At 33.7% G+C, this 14,112-nt stretch carries 14 protein-coding genes; 10 read left to right on the top strand and 4 right to left on the bottom strand.

Annotated features, from left to right (window positions below; all coding sequences use genetic code 11):
• Positions 1-44: 44 nt before the first annotated feature.
• The 8 genes from BMZ41_RS07995 (at position 45) to BMZ41_RS07965 (ending at position 6,529) form a co-directional block, all read left to right on the top strand.
• Positions 45-905, top strand: coding sequence for a helix-turn-helix domain-containing protein (locus BMZ41_RS07995; protein ID WP_051194705.1), 861 nt, complete (start codon positions 45-47; stop codon positions 903-905).
• A complete protein-coding gene (locus BMZ41_RS07990; RefSeq protein ID WP_015548222.1) occupies positions 905-1,606 on the top strand; it encodes a sigma-70 family RNA polymerase sigma factor in 702 nt (233 codons plus the stop codon). The genes BMZ41_RS07995 and BMZ41_RS07990 overlap by 1 nt, the downstream gene beginning before the upstream one ends.
• Positions 1,607-1,825: 219 nt before the next feature.
• On the top strand, positions 1,826-1,990 hold the full coding sequence (locus tag BMZ41_RS15605) for a hypothetical protein (RefSeq protein WP_015548221.1): 165 nt from the start codon (positions 1,826-1,828) through the stop codon (positions 1,988-1,990).
• A 55-nt stretch (positions 1,991-2,045) separates the two neighbouring features.
• On the top strand, positions 2,046-3,182 hold the full coding sequence (locus BMZ41_RS07985) for a YcaO-like family protein (RefSeq protein WP_028246286.1): 1,137 nt from the start codon (positions 2,046-2,048) through the stop codon (positions 3,180-3,182).
• 29 nt (positions 3,183-3,211) lie between these two features.
• Positions 3,212-4,015 (top strand): peptide arginase family protein, encoded by an 804-nt coding sequence (locus tag BMZ41_RS07980; protein ID WP_015548220.1) that lies wholly within the window; start codon positions 3,212-3,214, stop codon positions 4,013-4,015.
• A complete protein-coding gene (locus BMZ41_RS07975; RefSeq protein WP_026653608.1) occupies positions 4,012-4,977 on the top strand; it encodes an ABC transporter ATP-binding protein in 966 nt (321 codons plus the stop codon). The genes BMZ41_RS07980 and BMZ41_RS07975 overlap by 4 nt, the downstream gene beginning before the upstream one ends.
• Positions 4,974-5,756 carry an ABC-2 family transporter protein gene (locus BMZ41_RS07970; RefSeq protein WP_028246285.1) on the top strand — a complete coding sequence of 261 codons (783 nt, stop codon included), beginning with the start codon at positions 4,974-4,976 and terminating at the stop codon, positions 5,754-5,756. Before BMZ41_RS07975 ends, BMZ41_RS07970 begins: the two co-directional genes overlap by 4 nt.
• Positions 5,756-6,529: an ABC-2 family transporter protein gene (locus BMZ41_RS07965; protein ID WP_026653665.1), complete on the top strand. Its 774-nt coding sequence runs from the start codon at positions 5,756-5,758 to the stop codon at positions 6,527-6,529. Before BMZ41_RS07970 ends, BMZ41_RS07965 begins: the two co-directional genes overlap by 1 nt.
• 1,436 nt (positions 6,530-7,965) lie before the next feature.
• On the opposite strand, the gene BMZ41_RS07955 is transcribed toward BMZ41_RS07965, so the two are convergent.
• The 4 genes from BMZ41_RS07955 to BMZ41_RS07940 all read right to left on the bottom strand — a co-directional run bounded on the left by BMZ41_RS07955 (position 7,966) and on the right by BMZ41_RS07940 (position 11,790).
• A complete protein-coding gene (locus tag BMZ41_RS07955; protein ID WP_090170163.1) occupies positions 7,966-8,964 on the bottom strand; it encodes a DUF4179 domain-containing protein in 999 nt (332 codons plus the stop codon).
• A complete protein-coding gene (locus BMZ41_RS07950) occupies positions 8,961-9,524 on the bottom strand; it encodes an RNA polymerase sigma factor (RefSeq protein ID WP_090528464.1) in 564 nt (187 codons plus the stop codon). Before BMZ41_RS07950 ends, BMZ41_RS07955 begins: the two co-directional genes overlap by 4 nt.
• A gap of 145 nt (positions 9,525-9,669) precedes the next feature.
• A complete protein-coding gene (locus BMZ41_RS07945) occupies positions 9,670-10,566 on the bottom strand; it encodes a hypothetical protein (RefSeq protein WP_090528460.1) in 897 nt (298 codons plus the stop codon).
• Positions 10,567-11,241: 675 nt separating this feature from the next.
• On the bottom strand, positions 11,242-11,790 hold the full coding sequence (locus BMZ41_RS07940; RefSeq protein ID WP_090528457.1) for a DUF3990 domain-containing protein: 549 nt from the start codon (positions 11,788-11,790) through the stop codon (positions 11,242-11,244).
• A 221-nt stretch (positions 11,791-12,011) separates the two neighbouring features.
• Here BMZ41_RS07940 and BMZ41_RS07935 point away from each other — a divergent pair, with 221 nt between their 5' ends.
• Both BMZ41_RS07935 and BMZ41_RS07930 read left to right on the top strand, forming a co-directional pair.
• A complete protein-coding gene (locus BMZ41_RS07935; protein ID WP_090170171.1) occupies positions 12,012-13,565 on the top strand; it encodes a methyl-accepting chemotaxis protein in 1,554 nt (517 codons plus the stop codon).
• A gap of 148 nt (positions 13,566-13,713) precedes the next feature.
• Entirely contained in the window at positions 13,714-14,076 is a 363-nt protein-coding gene (locus BMZ41_RS07930; RefSeq protein WP_090528455.1) for a hypothetical protein, read from the top strand.
• Positions 14,077-14,112 lie beyond the last annotated feature (36 nt).

Raw genomic sequence — 14,112 nt, 5'->3', positions numbered from 1 at the left:
GGATGAAACATTCGTTTGGAGCGTTTTTATAAGGGAGATTATTAATGGATGTTATGGAATTAGATGTCTTTTTGCCTGAAGATAGACCAAAAAGACTTGAGCAATTAAGAAGAAAAAAAGGTTTAGATAAAGGTGATGTTGCTAAGGCTATCGGAGTAAGCAATGCCACCTATGGAAGAATGGAATCAGGTGGTGTAGATTCAATCACTGGAAAAAGCTTAAAAGCTTTAGCTGACCTTTATAATGTCTCTACTGACTTTATTTTAGGATTAACTGATAATCCAGAGCCTTTCTATCATGATATAGGTGAGCTTGGTTTATCTGCTGAAGCAGTCAAGCATTTGCTGACTGATAATGTAAATCCTGATGTTGTAAATGAGCTATTACTTAATAAAAACTTTCGTCAAGCAACAAAGTCTATGGCAATTTACTTTTCAGGACAGATGGATGAAACGTACAAGATTAGAAATGATTTGTTAAGCTGCACCGCTGAGTTTTTGGAAGATGAAGTTGACATCAATGAAATAACTGATGTTGAAGAATTTCAAAATGACATTAAAGAAATAAAATCTCAAAAGTTTACTGCTTCAAGATATGAATTTGACCAGATTATCCATAGAATAGAAGCTGCTGTTCGAGAAATCAAAAAGAAATCTGAGGAAGAAATAAAAGCCAATGGCCTAAATCGTACTTCTGACTTAAATAGAAAAGTATTCAATACATTCGTAGAAGAATATAAGGGGAAATCTAAGAAAAATCTATCTACTGATGAAAAGATTGACATAATGATGACTGCTACTGAAAAGTCATTATTGGAGCAGGGAGCAAATGAAAAAATGGTAAAGGCATTAAGAACACCAATAAGATGGTTCTATAAGGTGGTGGCTCTTTTTGATAAGAAATAATGAAAAGAAGCCTTACACACAATGAACGTCTAAGTCGATTTAATCAAGAGCTTTGTACCAAAATTCAATCTGGTGATGACAATGCCAAACAGCTCCTCATTCTTGCTAACAAAGGTCTTGTTATAGCAAATGCTATCCTAGTAGAAAAGGAATACTCCCTAAATTCTAATCCCTATGGAGGCTGGGATATTGAAGATTTAATACAGGAAGGATATCTAGCTCTGATAGATGCAGCACTTTCATTCTCGCCAGAAGCAGGCGCTAAATTTTCAACATACGCTACTGAAGTTATAAGAAATAAGATGCGTGATGTAGGGCGAAGAACGTTTGGAACATTTGAGAAGCATTCAGTTGATGATGGTCTTACAAATATCTTTCTGGACGATGATCCTGCTAATGGGTACAGAGATGAGTACATCGGACAGCTAACTGCTGAAGCAAGTGTTGACAGTCACCGTGATCCTACAGGTGAGTTGGCTGTTCACAGAACTATGCTCCTTAAAATGCTAATCAGATTGCAGGATTTACCTTCAGATGCGAGAAAAGTCCTCACCTATCACTATGGCTTTAGCCTGAGAGAAGGAAGGACGCTTGAAGCTACAGCTAGGCATTTTAATAAATCTAAAGAAACTGTTAAAGGTATCGAGCAGAGCAGTTTACAGCATTTGAGAGTAGCCATGAATGATTATTCGGTCACATGAAAGTATTTTATGCTCAATTTTATATAATTGATTATTTATATAATCTAAATATAATAAATACACAAAAATAGAATAATGTGCATTAAACACGAAAATTCGGACATTTTTCACAGAAATTCTATTGATTATTTCCATTGAAATTAACAAAAAATATCTATATATTATTTTACAATATATATGATTAGACTGAATGTTCAGACAAAAAGGAGGGGCTTTTCGATGGGAAACAGAAGAAGTGAAATCAATGTTGTGATGTCTGAAATCTTAGAAGACAATCAGTTAATGGACATCAGCCTTGCTGACATTGTCAATAAGTCTTTTAGTGAAATCAATGTATCGCAGCAGGAAAAAATGTTAATCGAAGCTTTAAATGCTGCTGAGTAGTTTGTAGAAAGAAAAGAGGTCATTAATTTGACCTCTTTTTTATGAGGATTATATTGTGTCAGTATATGAACGTGAAATGGAAACTGAAGAGGCAATAGAACTAGCAAAACAATGCCTTGATTTCTTAAATTTAAACTATGAAATAAGTGAAAAAAAAACTATTGTTGATAGTAATGTGTCGACTTATAGTGTGATTTTAAATGGCACTGTACAGGGAAATGGAAAAGGGTATTCAAATCAGTCATTAGCAAGTGCTATTTATGAGGCAATAGAACATTATATTTATCAAAATAGTTCAAACTCTGAGATGAGTGTACCTATTTCATCAATTTGTGATGGAATAATACAAAACGAATATGCTGTAAAGGTCTTGAAAGAAAATCTATCGCCTGATGATATAATTGGTGCTACAAAATTTTTTGATGGAAACAATAAGATTTTTTTCCCAACTGCATTATGGAATGTTTATAACAATAGTATTCCTGATAAATGTGTATCTATAAAAAAATATAGCACGAATTCTGGGTGTGCAATCGGAACATCATTAAATGATGCTCTTATTCATGCGTTAAACGAGTTATTGGAAAGATATTCACTTTCTAAACATTACTATAATGTATTTATCGACCATAGTGAAAAAGCTGTATTTATTAATCCCAAATCATTATCTGCCAGTTTATTAGAATTATATAATACAATATCCGCTGAGATTGGCACAGAGATTATTATTGTTGATATTAAAACATTTGATGGTTTTTTTTGTTATCAAGTTTTTGCAGACAATCCTGGAACAGGAGTACCTTTTAAAGGGAGCGGACTATCAACGTCTTCAAGATATGCTCTTGAACGAGCATTGCTGGAATGCCTTCAAAGTTATCACCTACAGTGTGCACAGAATAAAATTGAGGATGTAACCGCACTATCGTTGTTTAAGGAGTTGAAGAAATATAATGCGATTCTTTGTCTAAAGTATGGTGCTGATATTCAATTTGCTGACTATGTTACTTCAAAAGAAATCGCTGCGGAGCAAATATATCAAGAAGAGATTAAGATAATTGAGCAGAATAAAATGAATATTAGCTATAAGATTTTATTTAGTTATAATCAAATAATTTGTGTACAAGTAATACTACATGGCAATGATAAATTTTATTTAGTTGGAAGTGGTATTCCAGTTGTCCCTAATGATTAAAAATATAATTATAAAGATGAGGACTTTAAATGCAGACAGTATATATAGAGGAGCATCAAGAAGCTTTTAAAGAAATTGTTAAGTTGCATAGAGTGAAGAAACAAAAATTTACCTTGATTCATATAGATGATCATAGTGATATGAATGAAGCTATTGTAAGTGAATCTGCAATAAATAATCTAACTGATGAATCTATTGATTTAATCTCATATTCTCAATTGAACTATGGAAATTATATTCCTCCCCTATTGTACACGGATATTATTGAGGATGTAATTTGGATATCTAATCATAACAGTGAGAGATTTTCTGAAATATGTATAAATACTGAACAAAAGGCAAATGATTTTATTTCATTATTACCAATTAAAACGAAGGTAGCGGGAAATATCCATAAATTAATTACATGTAGAGCGGATACAAATTTAACACATATATATGATTTTTCGAATAAATCTGTAATTGTGAGTGTGGATTTAGATTATTTTGGAAGTAATGACCATTTAGGAGAACTTATTGAATTAGAAATAACACGAAATCAATTCTTTGAGTTACAAAATAATATTTATAATAAAGTTAGATGTTCGTTTGGAAGCAACTTAAATGTCTACTCAAAGGATTCTAGGTATTATGTTAAATTATTTGGGCTTGAACCAATTCCAGCATGTAAAATATCAGAAAATGAAATAAAAGCTAACTTAGCAACTTTGCGTGATTTTTTTGTTAGGCACAACTTGAATCCTGATTTAAATATCATTTGCAAATCAGAAAGTAGTGGTTATACGAGACAAGAAGTAATTAAATATTTTGTAGAAAATAGGATAAATATATGATTGAATGTAAAAATGTAAGTTATAAATATGAGACGTTTGAAAAAAAAGCGGGTCTAAAAGGTTCAATTTTGGATTTTGGTAAAAGGGAAAAAAAAGAAGTAACTGCACTAGACGATATAAATTTAAGTATTGTCGAAGGTGATATTATTGGAATACTAGGCCCCAATGGGGCCGGAAAAACAACTTTAATTAAGTTGCTTACTGGAATAATCAAACCTCAGCAGGGAACAATTGACAGTTTAGGGTGCAATCCATTTTCTAAAACTCCAAATTATTTATCACAAATTGGAGTTGTTTTAGGACAAAAGACACAGCTGATTTGGGATTTACCAGCGTTTGAAACTCTTAAAATGCTTCAAGCTATTTATAATGTTTCGAATGCTTCTTTTTCGGTTCGGTTAAAGTACTTGACAGAAAAACTTCAGATAGCAGATAAACTTTTCATACCAGTCAGAAAACTATCATTGGGTGAAAGAATAAAATTTGAGTTAGTTTGCTCAGTGATTCATTCTCCTAAAGTATTGTTTTTAGATGAACCGACTATTGGGGTAGACATTGTGAGTCAATATGCTATATATGATTTTTTGCATGAATTGAATAGTAAGGAAAAAACAACTATTATCCTAACAAGTCACTATATGAATGATATAGAAAAAATGGCTAATCGCATAGCAGTCATCATCAAAGGTAAAATAGTTAAAGAATCGACGATTGATGAAATTAGAAAAGAATATAGTACCCAAAATTGCTATATTATAGAGACTAAGGAAAATAAGATACCATTTGATGCAAAAGCATATAGAATTGAGAGAATTGAAAGTTGTAAATATAAATTATATTTGAATGAAGATTCCGAAAACATTCTAAATAATGTAAATATATCCAATATTGTCTCAATCAGGGAGGAAGTACCAAAGCTTGAAGAAATTATATTTAAGATGTTTACACAGGAGAACCAATGAATAAGTATCTAAGAATTTTATATAGTCAAATCAGTTCACAGTTGATATATAAATTTGATACTTGTGTCAAGTTGGCGTTAAAAGTTATGCAAATTTTGACAACTGTGTTTATTTGGAAAGCGATATATATATCAAATGAATATAATTATATCGGTGAGTATTCGTATAACAATATGATTATGTATATTATATTGGCAAATGTAGCTAGTGTTATTTTTTCTTTTGAACCTTGTTTTAGGTTGGGGACTCTAATACATTCTGGAAAACTTACAACTTTATTGTTAAGACCAATACATTTGCTTTATGAAAGTTTTGCCAGATATATGGGAAGTAAAATTTTAGAGGTTACAGTATATTTGATTTTGGCATTTTTTATGATTAATGCTCAAGGAGCAGATATCTTGTATGTGTTTTTTGCATTAATTTTTTTGCTATTAGCCTTTTTAATGTTTTTCATGTGTGTTTCAGTAATCTCAACAATAGGTTTTTGGATTATACAAATGTGGCCGTTAAGATCAATATTAACTGCTATTTATCTACTTATGGGAGGTTTGTATTTTCCACTTGATTTGTTACCAAAACCATATTATATGGTTTTATCAGTTACACCATTTGCTATTGTTGGACATGTTTTGACAAAAGTATTAACTTGCCAGGTGGAAAATACTTTTATTTTATATTACTGTTTAATCACATTAATATGGATAGTATTTTTATATTATATCTATAATATTTTGCTATCTAAAGGACTAAAAAAATATGAAGGAATGGGCAATTGATGAATAAGAGATTATATAAAGTTTTTATTTCGCAAAGTATTCAAGAATGCTTGGTCTATAGAAGTACCTCAATTTTTGTAGCATTGTTTGGAATTATGTTTTTTTCCATAGAAATGATAACTGGAATTATCTACTATGAGTATTCGGATACAATACTTGGCTGGACACGAAATGATTATTTTTCTTTGATATGTACATCAAATATAATTTTAAGTATGTATCAAGTGTTGTTTGTTTCTGCACATGAAAATTTATCGGATGATATTATAGAAGGAAATTTGGATTATGTTTTTGTTCGTCCAGTAAAGTCCTTTTGGTATTATGCATTATATAGGTTAGATATTCCAAGTGCGGTTAATTTAGTCATAGCAATTATTATTCAGATGGTGATTATTTCGAAGTCAAATTACTATCGCATAAATATAATTGAATATGTAATTTTTATTCCATTTGCTATGATGTTTGTATTCTTGGTAAATCAGTTAATGGTTATGTTTTCGTTTTGGAAAGAAAAAACTAATAAATTGATGGGAGTTCCAGAATCTTTAATTGATGCGTCTACGCGACCAAAGGTTATATATCCCAATAGCATAATATTTTTTTTAACATGGGTTCTTCCTTTTTTTACAGCGATTAATGGACCCGTCGAAATACTTAAAGGAAATATTAGCGTAGTGGAATTAGTTTGGTTTATTATTTTTTTGGTTGTATTATCTATTATAGTTGGGATGGTTTGGAAAAGAGGTTTGGCGAAATATGCGTCTGCAAATTAAATATGTGGATGATTTTACAAATCTCAATAATTATTGTCAGGGGTTCCCTAAGGGGTCCCCAGTAATAGTGTGGTGCTAGAGTCCCCTTTCTTTCAGTATTTTTATGGTGACGTTACAATTCAAGTCCCAACTTCTGTATGACATGAAAATGATCTAGGTGACCCCTCAGGTGTTCCCTAAGCAAATAGCGGTGCTAGAATCCCCTTTCTATCAGTATTTTAAGATAAGGAATGCGATTCGAGTCCCGTCTCGCGCTCTTAAAATTTGGTTTTGAAAGTCCTATGAAATAAAGCTTCATAGGACTTTTTCTTTTTTATCTTCGTATAAAATCATTAAAATTTCGGACAACCTATGGGCAACCTACGCGTTCAATAAATTTCTGATTTCTTCATCCACACCTATACGTGCATATGAATAGTGACGTAGATTTGTTTCTACACTATGCCCGAGTAGTCTTGCTCTATCTGCGACAGGTATTCCCTTTGGAATGAGTATATTTGAATTAAGGCTCATTATACATATAGATAAGAGTAAATAAGAGTAGAAAATGTCAAAAATCGTTTTATTTATCAGGTTTGTTTGGGGTGTAAATTATGAAATTTCATATTTTTTATTCTAAATTTCGATAAAAAACTGAGATAGTAATTGAAGAATTTTATGATATAATGATGAACGTTGCCACCCCTAGACAGGCACAGGAAGGGGGTGTTAGCTTGGAGATAATAATCTCATTTCTAATTTCTGTTATGGCAAGTATAGCTGCCTACTATATTTGCAAATGGCTTGACAGAAATGACGATGGCAATGAGCCTAAGGACTAAGCCACCTTGACCAAAACGGCATAGAAAAAGCTAGGAGCTGCCACTCCTAGCTTTTTTGTTAGCTTGTTATGATCTAATAATCTCATTTCTTTGCCTATGTTTATTATATCAACTATTTCTAAATAGTCAACTGAATGGATTTTTACTGTTTAAATCCTAATGACAATAATATTTTATATTCTTTCCTTATATAATACAACCAATTTTTGAAAGGACAACCAAAAGGGGTACAACTGGGGTACATTCGTTGTTTTCATTGCACTGTACCTCAAGCTTCGTCCGTCAGCAGTCTGAACGGTGCCTTGGCTTGCAAAGGTTGTATTTTCATATTCTAGATGGGTTCCTTCTGTAGCCGTTATTTTCTGCCAAACTTGAGTCCTAGAAACTGACTCAGCTGAAGACAGATTTAAGGTATTCTGACTGATTCCATTTACACTGAAGCTAACGCCATCTGAATTATTATCACATCCACCAAGTACTCCCTTTTGCACCTCCATATGCCTAGTCTTCATTCTTAATATCGGAATGTTTTATAGAAATATAACTTTATAAAATAAAAAAATGCTTCCCACAACTGATTGTTGCAGGAAGCACAATGAATAGATATTAGAGGTGTTATTTCAGTGTCAAAGTTGCCATATTTCCATTAATATCCCTTATTTCAACTGATTTGACTGTATTGGGATCAATGATGTTGTTAAATTCCACAGAGAAAATAGCATTATTATTTAATCCATCAATATTGTTTAAGCTATCTAAATCTTCGCAATTAATAATCTTTCCATCATCAAGAGTGAGACTTGCAATATATGGTACTGGGGATTCTCTTTCGTCGAGCCATCTTTCTAAAACATCCTCAGATATGTTATATCTTATCTCAGCAGAGATAGGACTGATTTTAATTGATGCAGCCTCGCAATTAAAATCAGAAAGTGATTGATTTAAATCAATGACCTTAGCATTGCTTACTTCAGGAATAGGTAAATCAAATGTCCACTTACCACCTAAACTTTTCTCAGATGAATCAAAATTCACAACCGAAAAGTCACTTAATTCTAAATGCAAAGTTTTACCAGTTAAGGTAATTCCGGAATCAATTGAATCTGTTCCATCAATAATGAACATCAATTCATCATCCTTGATTCCCATGCTATAGCCTAAGGTATTACCTTCATAGCCTTGTATATATACTTCATCAATGTTTATATTAGGCTCTGCATCATTATTAAGCTCAATGCCTGAGTATTTTACTGCAAGATTAATCTTATTATCATCAGCCACAATTGCTACTGGTGTAAGAGTAATTCCATTATCAGTAATAGCATATTTTGAATAATCATCGCTCTCTGAAAAAATAATAGCCTGTCCCTGATTTGTAAGTGACTGTTGCTCATCATCAGTAGCATTAAAATAACTACTCAAACCTTTTCCCCAGAAGTGATGAATTGCAGCTGTTGCAGTGATTGTTGTCAAAAGAATTAAGCATATGCAGGCAGCCATTGAAAATCGTTTATTGAATTTTACAACCTTATTGCCGGCATGATATCTTGCACACTGTGTAATTAAAACATCATCTACACCATTAAATGCTAAAAATAAGTTTTCTTTTTTCATGATACCAAATAGCCCTCCTTTACCAAACGTGTTTGAAGCTTCGTTCTCAACCTACTAAGTGTTACTGAAACATTGTTCTTTGACATACCATATTTCTTTGAAATGTCTGTAATATCTTCTACATAGAAATATCTGCTGAGAAAGATATATGCCTCCCTCTCTGGAAGCGCCCTAACAAAATCTGCTACTATGTTCTCAAGCTCTTTGCCTAAAATGGACTGTTCGACACCATTTGATGCAGGAATACATTCCTCTAGTTCATCCAGTATCTCATGCATTGTGCCATTTCCACGTTTTTTACTTCGAATTGCTCTATATTTGTCAAAAGCAAGTTCTCTAGTAATTTTGGCTAAAAAGGCTTTTAAGACTCTTGGTCGCGTAGGTGGGATTCTATCCCAAGTCTTCAAATAAGTATCATTTAAACATTCCTCAGCATCTAATTCATCATTAAGGATATTTTCAGCAATTGACTCCAAATAATTTCCATATTTAGAATCAGTTTCTTCTATAGCTCTTTCATTTCGTTTGAAATACAGCTCAATTATTTCCTCGTCTTTCATATATGCCCCCTTTTAGATTTATTTGTAAGCGCCTTACACTTATATAGCCGTAAAGTAGCAAAGGATATTACAAAACTTAAAAAAAATTATAATCAAATAAGAATGAGCCTCCATAAAGGAGGCTCGTCTGTTATCGTAACCATAATTAATTATCTAATTCAATTTTATAAACGTTAGGAAGAATCGCAGGCAGGACTTCTTCAACACTGCCATCAAACCAAATTCTTACCGAATCCCCTTCAGAAAAATCAGTCTCTAATGTTGAACCATCAACTACATAGTCTCCATCTGCAAGAGATACAAACATATCATCCATATCTACAAAGGTTACAAGTAACTGTCCATCATTTCTAACTTCTTTGATTGTAGCAGTAAAATTAGCTACTTCTATAGGAATGGATGAATCTGTTAATTTGGAATCTCTGAAAATATATTTCTCTCCATCAATATCAACGACTATTTGGCCTTCAGTACTATATTGATAATTATATCCGGTACCAAAATTAGATTGGTTATTTTCAGTAGGTGTATCTTTGGAATCAAGAGTTTTATCTATGGTGCCATCCATATTCCCACAGCTAATAGCGGAACAAATATAACCCGTATTCTTGTAAACCACATCATTAATCTTGACCAACATAGGATACTCTGAATTACAGCTATCATTTGAAGTAGTATTATTCCATTCATAATCTGAAGAGATGCCATCTGGAATGTCATCAACATTTTGTTCTCGATAAAGCATTGGAACATCCATTTCGCCGGATTCATAGTATTCTATAATCCATTCATCAGAACTAAAATCTTTGTACTCATAGATTTTACCCTTTGAATCATCACCAACAAATCCAATTTGCACACCACAATCGGCTGGTGTAACTGATGTAAATGGAACAAAAACTTTATCATCTATCTGTAAGGTCTGAATGCCTTCATTCTCACTTGCAGTGTAGTTTTGTAAATTGTCGGTAACGGATTTTCCACAGGCTGATAAGCAAAAAAACAACACAGCTATTAAAAATAAAGATTTTGGATTTTTCATACATAATTTCCCCTCAAGTATTTATTATACTTAAATACTATCATTCTTAAACAAAGTTAACAAAGCTAACTTGCAACTGGACCTCCCAATTCCATAGCAACGTATAAGTATAAATAGCTATAATTTATTTTACCATTAAAAAATTTAAATGTTAGTGTCCACTTTACCCACTTTTAATCGTATTATAAGTAGAAGGCCTTCTAAAATTAAGAAAAAGGGAGCAATATCACATGGATGAGTTTGTTTTAGGATAATGTAGCATTGAATAAAAGAGGATTTGATGTTATATTATATATAAAGAAAGCACCCATTCCAAAGTGGATGCTCCTGAGAAAATAACTAGTTATGTTCTCAATGAGAACAACAGCCTCTCCCGTTGGCAGACAGGAGAGGCATTTTTATTTGCGCTTACTATTACTCTTGTCGAGAAAGTTTAGCAACGCGAGGAGAAAACTACAAGCCGTGAAAGGCAATACTAGGATACCTAGCATTATCATTATGATTTCGTAATCGCTCACTGGCGCCACCTCCCTTCCGTTAGCATCCAATTGCTCAGATACCATATAGGCTCGGGAGACTACCACCCTGTCATGGGTACTTTCAGTGCGGATGAACCGCATAGATAAATCTAGCACAAATGTTCTGTTTTTACAATCGAGACGGGCTGCTTCCTTATTATTCCATCTCCTTAAACTTCTTGGCGAACATCCGCTGAAACTCCTCATTCTCTTTTGCCATCAATTTCTGATATTCAGCAAGCTGCTGGCTTGTTATTTCATCGCTTGACAGCCATTTTAGCTGTGCCTTTGCTCTTTCCGATTTAATCACCACCTGCATATACTCAGGCCCTATCATAAGAAGCTCCATGGATTCTTTCTTATCTAAAAATCCGCTGGTAGTGATTCCCAAAGTATCATATATAATTTCATTTGCTATAGGCCCCACTATAACATCAGCTTCCAGCTCATCTGGCTTCAGATGTCTGTTGGCATAGATATATTCAAACCACTCTTCGCTTCTGGAAAAATACTTCACCACTAATCCATCAGTATCAAGCTCATAGTAATTTACTATAGTCTTCTTCCCAACGCTCTCCTTTGCCCACCTATAGGCAAATTCCTTATCAGGGGTAGTGTAGAAGCCCTGACCAAAATCCGCATTCTTCCTACCATAATGAATATCTGGTTCTTTAATTACATCAAAGCCCGCATGGTATAACAGCATAAAACCTCCTTCAATAAACCCCTTTCTACTACATATTATTGCATAATCCCCACGTTTTCCAGATTATTTATTTACTTTACCAATTATGCCACAGAAACATCGTTATATTTTTGTATACTTTTATCGTTCACAGATTTTTCATAACATGATACTATACCTCAGCAACAATCGTTGCGGTATGTTTTACATAATGTGTTGATTAATATTCGAAAGGAAAGACAATGGAAGAAAAGTTTTTATACTCCGACAGAAATGAGCAGGTAAAAAGAATTAACCGTGTGTTAATTTTTACATATGGAATCTATTTTACATTACTTACAGTAGTTGTTGTAATTGCATACTTAAGAGGCTTCAGATCTCTGGCTTATCTTGCAACAACAATAGGCTTAGAAATATTTACTGTTATCTCATTAACCTCTATTTATGCCAAAAAGCCTAATTCAGAAAAACTCAGATGGATATCTCTTATAGAGCTTGCTATTATTGGCGCACTTGGCTGCTATGGTTTCACTAGCTACTATTTAAGATTTGCCATGGTCGGACCAGTTGTTCCATTTGTTCTTTATTATGATAAGAAGTTTTCAAGAATCTCCGGTTTAACGGTTGCTATTGTACAGCTTGGTTCATTTGCAGCAAGATTTGTTAGCGCCCTTCCATATACTTCAGAGGAAGCAATTGACAACGCTGCAGCAATCGGATGTACCTTCGCCGTTGTAGCACTTTGTATCTACCTTGAGAAGATTCTAGAGCTCTTCCAGCACGATACTGTTGGTCTTATCGAACATCGTGCAGAAAACCAGGCTCAGCTCCTTTCAGAGGTAATGAATGTAGCTACCAAGGTTCGTGAGGGCGTTGGTCATGCAATGGATAATATGAACCAGCTAGACGAGACTACACAGTCTGTCAGCGGTGCTATGGATGACATTTCCAGCAGTACTTTAGCAAATGCAGAACACATTCAGGAACAGACTGTTATGACACAGCAGATTCAGGATCTTATTGAAGAGACCGTAGCCCGTTCTGAGGAGATGGTGGCATCTGCTACTGAGGCTAGCAATATCAATGAAGAGAATCACGAAAAGATGGTTGAGCTGAAAGCAAAGGCTGAAAAGATTTCAGAGATTAACAACCACGTTGGTGATGCTATGAACACCCTTGTTGCTAAGGGCGAAGAAATGAAGCAGATTACAGAAGTTATTTTAGAGATTAGCGCTCAAACTAACCTTCTTGCCCTTAACGCTTCTATTGAGGCTGCCCGCGCAGGTGACTATGGTCGTGGCTTCTCAGTTGTAGCAAATGAAATCAGAGAGCTTGCAGAGAAGACAAAAACTGCAACAGAAGATATTACAAATATGATTATAGAGCTTGGAAACAACGCTCAGGATGCTGAAGCTGCCGTTTCTGAAGCACGTATCGCTTCAAGTCAGCAGGGTGAATTAATCGAAAAAACTGCTGAAGGCTTTATAAAGATGAATGATAATGTTAACAACCTTACAGCAAACATCAGTGATTTAGAGGGAATGATTGAAAACCTCGCACAGTCAAACAACACAATTGTTGACAATATTTCACAGCTTTCTGCAACTACAGAGGAAGTTACAGCAGCTGCAGCACAATCGGCAGAGCTTTCTAACGATAATAAGATTCTTTCTAATGATACAAGAGAGCTTCTTAATGATGTTATGCAGACAGCAGCTGTTCTAGATAAATATAATGATGGTATTCAGGAAGCTGAGACTTCCGAAAGAAACAGCAAGATTGTAAAATTTGCATAAAGCAACTGAATAATGTAAATACCGTAATTCGTTACACGTTATAATTATAAATATATTTTCATTTTATTATTGACATATAACATTTTGCATGCTATTATCTTTCTGATTGAGCACAGTTGATACGGTTTTTAGTTTATGAGGTGTAAAAATGGAATTAACAACACTTAACAAAGAATACAAGTTGCTCCGTGAGGAAAGCTCTGAGAAATTTGTAAAAATGAGTGCTATCGATCCTACTATCACTTTCGTAGAAGAATACTGGATTACTTCAGATCATACTCTTGGAAATTCTAGAGCTTATTTCGATTCATATGAAATGGCAGTTGAGTATGCACTTGACAGAGTTGATTATAGAATGACTCTTAATGAGGATGGCCAGAAGCCATTTATCATTTTAGTAAACGGTAAAGCTATCAATACACATGGTCAGCTTGAGAGCTTCCTTAAGGGAGATTTCAAGATTTCCGCAACAGACGTGATTGAGAGCAACGTGAAGAAATTGTATTCATAGTATGATTACTTTATTTATAGCACTTTTGATTATTAA

This window comes from Pseudobutyrivibrio sp. UC1225, from assembly GCF_900115215.1.
Lineage (GTDB): Bacteria > Bacillota > Clostridia > Lachnospirales > Lachnospiraceae > Pseudobutyrivibrio.
The sequence above is the reverse complement of the archived record's forward strand: the minus strand, read 5'-3'. Positions and strand labels throughout refer to the sequence as shown.

Excerpts from the sequence above, each read along its gene's own strand:
- BMZ41_RS07995 (WP_051194705.1), top strand. The coding sequence starts at position 45 with ATGGATGTTATGGAATTAGATGTCTTTTTGCCTGAAGATAGACCAAAA.
- BMZ41_RS07945 (WP_090528460.1), bottom strand. The coding sequence starts at position 10,566 with ATGAAAAATCCAAAATCTTTATTTTTAATAGCTGTGTTGTTTTTTTGC.
- BMZ41_RS07975 (WP_026653608.1), top strand. The coding sequence starts at position 4,012 with ATGATTGAATGTAAAAATGTAAGTTATAAATATGAGACGTTTGAAAAA.
- BMZ41_RS07930 (WP_090528455.1), top strand. The coding sequence starts at position 13,714 with ATGGAATTAACAACACTTAACAAAGAATACAAGTTGCTCCGTGAGGAA.
- BMZ41_RS07935 (WP_090170171.1), top strand. The coding sequence starts at position 12,012 with ATGGAAGAAAAGTTTTTATACTCCGACAGAAATGAGCAGGTAAAAAGA.
- BMZ41_RS07950 (WP_090528464.1), bottom strand. The coding sequence starts at position 9,524 with ATGAAAGACGAGGAAATAATTGAGCTGTATTTCAAACGAAATGAAAGA.
- BMZ41_RS07990 (WP_015548222.1), top strand. The coding sequence starts at position 905 with ATGAAAAGAAGCCTTACACACAATGAACGTCTAAGTCGATTTAATCAA.
- BMZ41_RS07970 (WP_028246285.1), top strand. The coding sequence starts at position 4,974 with ATGAATAAGTATCTAAGAATTTTATATAGTCAAATCAGTTCACAGTTG.
- BMZ41_RS07955 (WP_090170163.1), bottom strand. The coding sequence starts at position 8,964 with ATGAAAAAAGAAAACTTATTTTTAGCATTTAATGGTGTAGATGATGTT.
- BMZ41_RS07940 (WP_090528457.1), bottom strand. The coding sequence starts at position 11,790 with ATGCTGTTATACCATGCGGGCTTTGATGTAATTAAAGAACCAGATATT.
- BMZ41_RS15605 (WP_015548221.1), top strand. The coding sequence starts at position 1,826 with ATGGGAAACAGAAGAAGTGAAATCAATGTTGTGATGTCTGAAATCTTA.
- BMZ41_RS07980 (WP_015548220.1), top strand. The coding sequence starts at position 3,212 with ATGCAGACAGTATATATAGAGGAGCATCAAGAAGCTTTTAAAGAAATT.
- BMZ41_RS07965 (WP_026653665.1), top strand. The coding sequence starts at position 5,756 with ATGAATAAGAGATTATATAAAGTTTTTATTTCGCAAAGTATTCAAGAA.